The sequence below is a fragment of the Kitasatospora sp. NPDC054939 genome (genome assembly GCF_053610105.1).
In genome coordinates this window covers 20,400-29,763 of the sequence record NZ_JBSGXP010000106.1, presented here as the reverse complement: position 1 = coordinate 29,763, position 9,364 = coordinate 20,400, and the positions used below count along the sequence as shown (strand labels likewise).

Below are 9,364 nucleotides of genomic sequence, written 5' to 3'. Positions count from 1 at the left end.
CGCCGGCGCCGGGCTGCTCCCCACCCCCGGTCCCCGTACAGCGTTTGGCGCAACGGGGACGGGCCCGCGTGTCTGCACAGGCGGGCCCTTCCGCTTCGACAATCCGTTCCCGGCCGGACGGCTCCGGCCACCGGCTCGTGCGACGAGCCCTACTTGCCGCCCCTGATCCGGGAGACCCGGTCGGCGACACCCCAGGCGGTGACCCGCCAGAGCGCCTCGACCACGATGTTGCGGCTCATCTTGGACGCCCCGAGCTCGCGCTCCACGAAGGTGATCGGCACCTCGGCGACCTTGAAGCCGGCCTTGACCGTCCGCCACGCGAGGTCGACCTGGAAGCAGTACCCGGCCGAGGCGACCTGGTCCATGCCCAGCCCCAGCAGCGTCTCCTTGCGGAACGCCCGGTAGCCGCCGGTGACGTCCCGGATCGGCACGTCCAGCATCAGCCGCGAGTACGTCGACCCGCCGCGCGACAGCAGCAGGCGCGACTTCGGCCAGTTCACGACCCGGCCGCCCGGCACCCAGCGGGAGCCCAGCACCAGGTCGGCGCCGCGCAGCGCGGCCAGCAGCCGGCCCAGCTCCTCGGGCTGGTGCGAGCCGTCGGCGTCCATCTCGACCAGGACGTCGTAGCCCTCGTCGATGCCCCAGCGGAAGCCCGCCAGGTAGGCGGCGCCCAGGCCCTCCTTGCCGCGGCGGTGCATCACGTGCACGTGCCCGTCCTCGGCGGCCAGCTTGTCGGCCAGCTCACCGGTGCCGTCCGGGCTGTTGTCGTCGGCGACCAGCACGTGCGCCTCGGGCACCGAGGCCCGGACCCGGCCGACGATCCGCTCGACGTTCTCCGCCTCGTTGAAGGTCGGAATGATCACCAGCACCCGGCCGAGATCAGCAAAACTCTGCTGGTTCACGGTCACGAACAAACCTCTCGGCCAGGGGGTGGGAAGCGCCGGCCGCATCGCCCGCGCCGTGGACACGGCCCCCGTCGACTCGGCGTCCCGCCGACTCCGGGGCTGTCCGGAAACCACTGCGTCCTGGCATCCTACTACCGCGTTCCAGCCACTCGGGCACCCCGCCGGACCTCCCGGCACTCCACGGGCCGCTCCGCCGTTTCCCCCGTGGCGGCACCCGTCGGCTAGGGTCGATGCCCAGCCTCACGGCAGCAAAGGAGTAGGACCGCGCGCATGGACAGGCTCGTCAACACTGTCCGCCCGTACGCCTGGGGGTCGGTCACCGCCCTCCCCGAGCTGCTCGGGCAGGAACCCACCGGCGGACCGCAGGCCGAACTGTGGATGGGCGCCCACCCCGGCGCACCGTCCCGCGCCGACCGCGGCGCCGGCCCGCGCCGGCTCGACGAGCTGATCGCCGCCGACCCCGAGCGGGAGCTCGGCGCCGCCACCGTCGCCCGTTTCGGCCCCGCCCTGCCGTTCCTCTTCAAGGTCCTCGCCGCCGGCATCCCGCTCTCCATCCAGGCCCACCCGACCCTGGCCCAGGCCCGCGCCGGGTACGCCGACGAGGACGCCCGCGGCATCCCGCTGGACGCCCCGCACCGCAACTACCGCGATGCCAACCACAAGCCCGAACTCATCTGTGCCCTCGGCGAGTTCGACGGCCTCTGCGGCTTCCGCCGGCCCGCCGACGCCGCCGCCCTGCTGGCCGGTCTGCGGCTGCCCGCGCTCGGCCCGCTGATCGCCCTGCTGCACGCCGGCGAGGAGTCCGAGGCGCTCAGCCGCACCCTGGCCGCCGTCCTGAGCATGCCCACGGACGAGGCCGAGACGCTGGTACGCGACACCGCCGACGCCGTCGACAAGGCCGCCGCCGGCGACCCCGCGGGCCCCTACGTCCCGTACACCCGGATCACCCGGGAGTTCCCCGGCGACCGCGGGCTGCTCGCCGGGCTCCTGCTGCACCACGTCCGGCTGCAGCCCGGCGACGCGCTCTACCTCGGCGCCGGCGTCCCGCACGCCTACCTGCACGGCACCTGCGTCGAGCTGATGGCCAACTCCGACAACGTGCTGCGGGCCGGCCTCACCCCCAAGCACATCGACGTGCCGGAGCTGCTGAAGGTGGTCGACTTCACGGCCGGCGCCCCCGAGCCGGTGCGCACCGTCGCGGTCGAGGGCACTCCGGGCGAGGAGCTCTACCCGGTGCCGATCGACGAGTTCCGGCTCTCCCGCTTCCGGCTGGACGGCGAGCCCCGCCGGATCGACGGCGCGACCCCGCAGATCCTGCTCTGCACCGAGGGCCGCGCCCGGCTGACCGCCGCCGACGGCAGCACCCTCGACCTGGCCCGCGGCGAGTCCGCCTTCCTCCCCGCGGACGGCACCGCCACGGTGCTCGACGGCGCCGCCGAACTCTTCCGCGCCACGGTCACCCTCTGACCCCGGCACGGCGAAGGGCCCGCCCCCCGGAACGGGAGCGGGCCCTTCGCGTGCGCCCGGCAAGATCGGCCGGACAGGGCCTAGCGGTGCCCGGCCGGTACGGGTTCGGCCTCCCGCTCCACCGGCGCCGCCGCGGGCGCCTCCTCGACGCGGGCGGCCGGCACCGCGGCGGCCTGCGGCAGCGGTCCCTCACCGGGCCAGCGACGGCTCACCGCCTTGACCGCCTTGCGGCCCAGGTTCTGCACGGGCAGCTCGACCAGCCGGTACATCACCCAGCTGACCAGCAGGATCACTACGAGGTACTCGGCCGTCCAGATCAGCTTGCCGCTCGTGGTCGGCGGGATCTTGGGGGCGTCCAGCAGGTGCGCCAGGGTGTGCAGCAGCGGGACGTGCAGCAGGTAGACCGAGAAGCTGATCGCCCCGAGCCAGGTCAGCAGCTTCGGGAAGCGGCGCTTGCGCAGCGCCATGCCGATCCCGAAGGTGAGCCAGGCGGCCACGTAGGACCCGGCCCAGGCCCGCCAGCCGGCCGTCCAGGTGTGCTGCTCCATTCCGTCGCGGTTGTACATCCAGGCCACCGCGATGCCCGCGGCGAGCACGAAACCGCAGCACAGCGCGGCCTGCAGCCGGTCGATCTGCTTGTGCTCGGCGCGGTACAGCACGGTGCCGGCGAACATCGTCGCGAAGATCATCAGGGTCTGGAACATCGGCGCGCGGCTGTTGTTGTACATCAGCACCAGGCCGAGGACCCCCAGTGTCAGCGCCCCGGTCCGGGCCAGCGACAGGCGGCCGCTCAGGATGCAGGCGAAGGCGAAGACGACGATCAGCACCGCGCCCCAGACCAGGTGGCGGGTCGATGCCCAGTCGACGGTCAGGGTGTGCGAGGCGATGGTGGTGCCGAAGATCAGGGCGACGGCCGCGAAGCCGACCGCGATCGGACCGCTCTTCCGGTGCCAGCCGAGCGCGAAGAGCGCGGTGACCAGGTAGTAGAAGACCATCTCGTAGGTGAGGGTCCACATCACGCCCAGGCCGTTCCAGACGCCCATGAAGTCCTGCAGCATGGTGGCGTTGGCGGCCAGGTAGATCAGGTCGTGGTCGGTGGCGAACAGTGCCACCGAGGTGTCGCCCTCGGGGACGATCGACAGGGCGAAGACGATCCCGACGACCACCGGCGGCCAGAGCCGGAAGAACCGGCCGAGCCAGAACGCCCGGACGTCCCCGCGGCGCTCCAGCGAGGCCGGGATGATGTAGCCGCTGACCAGGAAGAACAGCATCACGCCGTACAGCCCGAGATCGGCGTGCCACCAGATGAAGGACGCCATCCGGTCCGGCAGCAGCTTCAGGATGTCGAAGTGGTGGAGGGCGACCACCAGGGCGGCTATGCCTCGGAGCGCGTCCAGCCAGCCCAGCCGACCGGCCGAGCCGCCCTGCCGGGCCTCCTTGTCGCCCCCGGCCCGGCGGGCGGACAACAGTCGTATCGTCTTCACGGCAGGGACAGTAGCTCATCGAACCGTCCCCGCCGGACGCGAGCACCGCGGGGACGGCCCCGGACCAGCCCGCGGTCCGCTCCGCGACGCCCCGGCCCGGTCCCCGGCTCGGTCCCGGGTGTCAGTCCCGGGTCATGTCGACGAACCGCGAGTAGTGGCCCTGGAAGGCGACCGTGATGGTGGCGGTCGGACCGTTGCGGTGCTTGGCGACGATCAGGTCGGCCTCGCCCGCGCGCGGCGACTCCTTCTCGTACGCGTCCTCGCGGTGCAGCAGGATGACCATGTCGGCGTCCTGCTCGATGGAGCCGGACTCGCGCAGGTCGCTGACCATCGGGCGCTTGTCGGTGCGCTGCTCGGGACCACGGTTCAGCTGGGACAGCGCGATCACCGGCACCTCCAGCTCCTTGGCCAGCAGCTTCAGGTTCCGGGACATGTCCGAGACCTCCTGCTGGCGGTTCTCGGCCCGGCGGGAGCCGCCGGACTGCATCAGCTGGAGGTAGTCGATGACGACCAGCTTGATGTCGTTGCGCTGCTTCAGCCGGCGGCACTTGGCCCGGATCTCCATCATCGACAGGTTGGGCGAGTCGTCGATGTAGAGCGGGGCCGCGCTGACGTCCGGCATCCGGCGGGCGACCCGGGTCCAGTCGTCGTCCGTCATGTTGCCGGAGCGCATGTGGTGCAGGGCGACCCGGGCCTCGGCGGAGAGCAGGCGCATGGCGATCTCGTTGCGGCCCATTTCGAGCGAGAAGATCACGCTCGGCAGGCCGTTGTGGATCGAGCAGGCCCGCGCGAAGTCCAGCGCCAGGGTCGACTTTCCCATCGCGGGACGCGCGGCGATGACGATCATCTGCCCCGGGTGCAGGCCGTTGGTCAGCTGGTCGAAGTCGGCGAAGCCGGTCGGGACGCCGGACATCTGGCCCTGCCGGGAGCCGATCGCCTCGATCTCGTCGAGCGCGCCCTCCATGATGTCCGCGAGCGGGGCGTAGTCCTCGTTGGTGCGCTGCTCGGTGACCGCGTAGATCTCGGCCTGGGCCGCGTTGACGATCTCGTCGACGTCCCCCTCGGCCGCGTAGCCCATGCCCGCGATCCGGGTGCCGGCCTCGACCAGCCGGCGCAGCACCGCGCGCTCGTGCACGATCGCGGCGTAGTACTCGGCGTTGGCGGCCGTGGGGACGGAGTTGACCAGGGTGTGCAGGTAGCCGGGCCCGCCGACCCGGGTCAGCTCGCCGCGCTTGGTCAGCTCGGCGGCCACGGTGATCGGGTCGGCCGGCTCGCCGCGCGCGTACAGGTCGAGGATCGCGCCGTGGATGAGCTCGTGGGCCGGACGGTAGTAGTCGGCCGGCTTGAGGATCTCGACGACGTCGGCGATGGCGTCCTTGGAGAGCAGCATGCCGCCGAGGACGGACTGCTCGGCGACGAGGTCCTGCGGGGGCACCCGCTCGAAGCCGTCCACCCCGTCGGAGCGCTCGACGTCGTCCCGGCGCTGCTTGCCCCCGTCGCGCTGGAAGCCGTCCCGCTGGAAGCCCTGGCCGGACTTCTTGCCGAACTCCGGCGCCCCGCCCCGTCCGCGCGAGACCGGCAGCCGGTCGCCCGGCACGTCCGGGAAGGCGTCGTCGGCGGGCCACTCCTCCGGCGGCGGTGGAACGTCGTGGTCGTCGTACTGGGGGCCGGTCACGCGTGTTCCCCGATCAGCGAGTGGTGCGAGTTGGAGCGGGCCTTGCCGGTGGCTGCGGGCGGAGCGCAGGGGTGCGCTCCTTCTTTCTACGCCACCACACCGACAAATCGGACGCCGGAGCGGGTGGGAGTGTCGGGTGAGCGACCCACGCTAAGGCGCCGGGCGCCCTCGCGCCAAGGCGGTTATCCACAGGGGGTGTGGACGACCGGCCCCCCGCTGTGGAGAACTGCCGCAAACCTGTGGACGCCCCTGTGGAAGACCCTGTGGATAACCGGACGATCCCTCCACCGTCAACCTGTTGACCTGCGATTACCTCTTCCCGGGGCTGTGCATGAGAAATTCTTCACACACAGCCGGGTGGCCCCGCCCACACACCCGGTCGGCGCAGTCGCTCACAATTTCGAGTAATGATCACAAGACTCTGGCGTCCCTTACCTGTGGATGAGTAGCCTGGAGCCCATGACCACGCCGCCCCCACCCTCCGCCGACCGCCGCCGGCACGACCGGGAGATCCTCGCCCTGGCCGTCCCGGCCTTCGGCGCCCTGGTCGCCGAACCGCTCTTCCTGATGGCCGACTCGGCCATCATCGGCCACCTCGGCACCCCCCAGCTGGCCGGGGTCGGGGTCGCCGCCGCCGCCCTCGCCACCGCCACCGGGGTCTTCGTCTTCCTCGCGTACGCCACCACCGCCGCGGTCGCCCGCCGGATCGGCGCCGGGGACCGCCGGGCCGCCGTCCAGCAGGGCATCGACGGCATCTGGCTCGCCCTGGTGCTCTCCGCCGGCGTGGTCGCGCTGACCCTGCTGCTCGCCCCCTGGGTGGCCGACGCGCTCGGCGCCTCGGCCACCGCGGCCCCGTACGCCGTCACCTACCTGCGGATCAGCGCGCTCGGCATCCCGGCGATGCTGGTGGTGATGGCCGCCACCGGCGTACTGCGCGGGCTGCAGGACACCCGGACCCCGCTGCTGGTCGCCGTCGCGGGCTTCACCGCCAACCTCGTCCTGAACCTCGTCCTGGTCTACGGCGCCGGCCTCGGTGTGGCCGGCTCCGCCTGGGGCACCGTGCTCGCCCAGGTCGGCATGGCCGCCGCCTACCTGGTCGTGGTGGTGCGCGGGGCCCGCCGCGAGCAGGCCTCGCTGCGGCCGGACGCGGCCGGGATCCGGGCCAGCGCCCGGGCCGGCGGCCCGCTGATGGTCCGCACCCTCAGCCTGCGCGCCGTCCTGATGATCGCCACCGCGGTGGCCGCCCGGCTCGGCGACGACGAGATCGCGGCCCACCAGGTCGCCATGACCCTCTTCGTCTTCCTGGCCTTCGTCCTGGACGCGATCGCCATCGCCGGCCAGGCCATCATCGGCCGCTACCTGGGCGCCGAGGACGTGCCCGGGGCCAGGGCCGCCACCCGGCGGATGGTCGAGTGGGGCATCGGCTCGGGCGTGCTGCTGGGCCTGCTGCTGGTGGCCGCCCGCCCGCTGTACGTCCCGCTGTTCACCCCGGACCCGGCGGTGCAGGCCCAGCTGGACACCGCGCTGCTGCTGGTCGGGCTCTGCCAGCCGGTCGCCGGCCTGGTCTTCGTCCTGGACGGGGTGCTGATGGGCGCCGGCGACGGCGGCTTCCTGGCCTGGGCGATGCTCGCCACCCTGGCCGCCTTCGCCCCGCTCGCCCTGGCGGTGCCGGCGCTGGGCCTGGGGCTGGCCGGCCTCTGGTGGGCGATGAACCTCTTCATGCTGGTCCGCGGCGCCTTCCTGGTCCGGCGCACGCTGAGCGGCCGGTGGCTGGTCACCGGAGCCGTCCGCGCCTGAGCGCCGGCCCGCCCGCGGCAGCGCGCCCGGGAACGGCCGAGGGCCGGACCCCCCGTCGGGAGTCCGGCCCTCGGGCGCTACCGAGCAGCTCAGGCAGCGACGACCGCGATGTCCAGGTTGGCCAGGACGTCGGAGTGCAGCTTGACCGAGACCTTGTGGGTGCCCACGGTCTTGATCGGCGAAGCGATCGCGACGGCGCGCTTGTCCACCGCCGGGCCGCCGGCGGCCTTGATGGCCTCGACGACGTCGGCCTGGGTCACCGAACCGAACAGGCGGCCGGCCTCGCCGGAGCGGACGGACAGCTTGACCTGCACGCCCTCCAGCTTGCCCTTGACCTCGTTGGCGGCCTCAAGGGTCTGGATCTCGTGGATCTTGCGGGCGCGACGGATGGCGTCGACGTCCTTCTGACCGCCCTTGGTCCAGCGGATGGCGAAGCCACGCGGGACCAGGAAGTTGCGGGCGTAGCCGTCCTTGACCTCGACGACCTCGCCGGCCGAACCGAGACCCGGCACCTCGTGGGTGAGGATGATCTTCATTATTCGGTCACCCTCTCTTAGCGCGCGGTGCTGGTGTAGGGCAGCAGCGCCATCTCACGGCTGTTCTTCACGGCCGTGGCGACGTCGCGCTGGTGCTGGGTGCAGTTGCCGGTCACCCGGCGGGCACGGATCTTGCCGCGGTCGGAGATGAACTTCCGCAGCAGGTTCGTGTCCTTGTAGTCAACGTAGTTGACCTTGTCCTTGCAGAAGACGCAAACCTTCTTCTTCGGCTTGCGAGCAGGCGGCTTCGCCATTGTGTGCTCCATTGGGGTTCACGACCCGGGAGGTGCCAGAGGGCACCCGGCCCGGGACCGCACGAAATCTGTCAGCTCTTAGAACGGGGGCTCTTCCGAGAAGCCGCCACCGGACGGGGCGCCCCAGCTGCCGCCACCCTGGTTGCCACCAGAGGGGGCGCTGGAGGCCCAGGGGTCGTCGGACGGGCCGGACTGGCCGCCGGAGTTGCCACCCCAGCCGCCGCCCTGCTGACCGCCACCGCCGCCCCAGCCACCGCCCTGGCCGCCGCCCTGCTGGCCGCCGCCGAAGCCGCCGCCACCGGGACCGCCGGACCGGTTGGCCCGGGTGACCTTGGCCGTCGCCGAACGCAGGCTCGGACCGACCTCGTCGACCTCGACCTCGAAGACCGTCCGCTTCTCGCCTTCCTTGGTCTCGTAGGACCGCTGGCGCAGCCGGCCCTGCACGATGACGCGCATGCCCCGCTGGAGCGACTCGGCGACGTTCTCCGCCGGCTGCCGCCAGACGTTGCACGTGAGGAAGAGGCTCTCGCCGTCCTTCCACTCGTTGGTCTGGCGGTCGAAGGTGCGGGGGGTGGACGCGATGCGGAACTTCGCGACCGCCGCACCCGACGGGGTGAAGCGCAGCTCGGGGTCGTCGACGAGATTGCCGACGAGGGTGATGACGGTCTCGCCTGCCATGGTGGAGATGACCTCTCGGGAAGATGTCCGTTCAGTGATGTTTCACGTGAAACACCACTCGCGAGCTACCCGAGACCCGAAGGCCTCAGAGGTGGCTCAGTGGGTGTCCGGGCGCAGGACCTTGGTCCGGAGAACCGACTCGCTCAGGCCGAGCTGACGGTCGAGCTCCTTGACGACCTCGGGCGTGGCCTTGAGGTCGATGACCGAGTAGATGCCCTCGGACTGCTTGTTGATCTCGTACGCCAGACGGCGGCGACCCCAGGTGTCGACCTTCTCCACGTTGCCGCCACCCTGGCGAACGACGTTGAGGAAGCCCTCGATCAGCGGGGACACGGCGCGCTCCTCGACCGACGGGTCGAGGATGACCATGATCTCGTAGTGACGCATGAGTAACCCACCTCCTTTGGACTCAGCGGCCACGGTCTCTCCGTGGCAGGAGGGTTGTGCAGCGTCGGCACCGGAGCAGTGACGACACCGGCTTCACCGTAGTGGCCGGGTCCGACAATCGGCCCCCGCCGACCCCGGGAGGGGACGGGCGACCCGGAGAAGGGCGCAAGGGGGCACAACT

9 protein-coding genes are annotated in these 9,364 nt (G+C 71.9%); 2 read left to right on the top strand and 7 right to left on the bottom strand.

Features of this window, described 5'->3' with window-relative positions; genetic code table 11:
* Positions 1 to 149: 149 nt before the first annotated feature.
* Positions 150 to 908, bottom strand: coding sequence for a polyprenol monophosphomannose synthase (locus tag ACWGB8_RS26425; protein WP_452216089.1), 759 nt, complete (start codon positions 906 to 908; stop codon positions 150 to 152).
* Between the two features lie 267 nt (positions 909 to 1,175).
* On the opposite strand from ACWGB8_RS26425, the gene manA reads away from it, so the two are divergent.
* Complete coding sequence (gene manA / locus ACWGB8_RS26420) at positions 1,176 to 2,372, top strand: mannose-6-phosphate isomerase, class I (protein ID WP_452216088.1); 1,197 nt, start codon at positions 1,176 to 1,178, stop codon at positions 2,370 to 2,372.
* A gap of 80 nt (positions 2,373 to 2,452) precedes the next feature.
* On the opposite strand, the gene ACWGB8_RS26415 is transcribed toward manA, so the two are convergent.
* On the bottom strand, positions 2,453 to 3,856 hold the full coding sequence (locus ACWGB8_RS26415) for an acyltransferase family protein (RefSeq protein WP_452216087.1): 1,404 nt from the start codon (positions 3,854 to 3,856) through the stop codon (positions 2,453 to 2,455).
* A 121-nt stretch (positions 3,857 to 3,977) separates the two neighbouring features.
* Positions 3,978 to 5,453 carry a replicative DNA helicase gene (dnaB, locus tag ACWGB8_RS26410; RefSeq protein WP_452216091.1) on the bottom strand — a complete coding sequence of 492 codons (1,476 nt, stop codon included), beginning with the start codon at positions 5,451 to 5,453 and terminating at the stop codon, positions 3,978 to 3,980.
* Positions 5,454 to 5,990: 537 nt separating this feature from the next.
* Here dnaB and ACWGB8_RS26405 point away from each other — a divergent pair.
* The gene (locus ACWGB8_RS26405; protein ID WP_452216086.1) at positions 5,991 to 7,328 is read left to right on the top strand and encodes an MATE family efflux transporter; all 1,338 of its coding nucleotides are present in this window, start codon (positions 5,991 to 5,993) and stop codon (positions 7,326 to 7,328) included.
* An 89-nt stretch (positions 7,329 to 7,417) separates the two neighbouring features.
* Here ACWGB8_RS26405 and rplI read toward each other — a convergent pair whose 3' ends face one another.
* The 4 genes from rplI to rpsF form a co-directional block, all read right to left on the bottom strand.
* Positions 7,418 to 7,864 carry a 50S ribosomal protein L9 gene (gene rplI, locus ACWGB8_RS26400; RefSeq protein WP_452216085.1) on the bottom strand — a complete coding sequence of 149 codons (447 nt, stop codon included), beginning with the start codon at positions 7,862 to 7,864 and terminating at the stop codon, positions 7,418 to 7,420.
* A gap of 17 nt (positions 7,865 to 7,881) precedes the next feature.
* Positions 7,882 to 8,118, bottom strand: a complete 237-nt coding sequence (gene rpsR, locus ACWGB8_RS26395) for a 30S ribosomal protein S18 (RefSeq protein WP_030304537.1) — start codon at positions 8,116 to 8,118, stop codon at positions 7,882 to 7,884.
* A gap of 78 nt (positions 8,119 to 8,196) precedes the next feature.
* A complete protein-coding gene (locus ACWGB8_RS26390; RefSeq protein ID WP_452216084.1) occupies positions 8,197 to 8,796 on the bottom strand; it encodes a single-stranded DNA-binding protein in 600 nt (199 codons plus the stop codon).
* 96 nt (positions 8,797 to 8,892) lie between these two features.
* Positions 8,893 to 9,183, bottom strand: coding sequence for a 30S ribosomal protein S6 (gene rpsF / locus ACWGB8_RS26385; protein WP_452153782.1), 291 nt, complete (start codon positions 9,181 to 9,183; stop codon positions 8,893 to 8,895).
* Positions 9,184 to 9,364: the final 181 nt, after the last annotated feature.